This window comes from Pelomicrobium sp. G1 (assembly GCF_051905455.1).
Classification (GTDB): Bacteria; Pseudomonadota; Gammaproteobacteria; order Burkholderiales; family UBA6910; genus Pelomicrobium.
Genome location: NZ_JBQACR010000243.1, coordinates 1 through 310, shown reverse-complemented (window position 1 = coordinate 310; position 310 = coordinate 1). Strand labels below are relative to the sequence as shown.

General features: G+C 64.8%; 1 protein-coding gene. It reads left to right on the top strand.

Going from position 1 to position 310, the window contains the following annotated elements:
- Positions 1-10: 10 nt before the first annotated feature.
- The gene (locus tag ACTFO6_RS18355) at positions 11-169 is read left to right on the top strand and encodes a helix-turn-helix domain-containing protein (RefSeq protein ID WP_439935819.1); all 159 of its coding nucleotides are present in this window, start codon (positions 11-13) and stop codon (positions 167-169) included.
- Positions 170-310: the final 141 nt, after the last annotated feature.

The following is a 310-nucleotide window of genomic DNA, read 5'->3' as shown; positions in this document are numbered from 1 at the left end:
CGGCTACACCCTGCGCGCGATTGCGCAGGAGCTCGAGCTGTCGGACCGCACGATCGGCAATATCGTGCACGGTCGTGGAAAGAGCCGCCGGGTGGCGGCACATATAGCAGCGCTCCTCGGCCGCCCGGTGTCCCGTCTCTGGCCAGGGAAATACGAGGAGGCCAGATGAGGCCATTCTCAAACAACAGGCGCGCGCTGTCACGCGCCAAGGCCGCCGAAAATTTTGGCGGTGTCCAGGGAGACCTCTTCCAGCGTCTGGAGGAGCCGTCGGACCCTTGCCCGCAGGCAGACCTCGACATCCATTACGAGC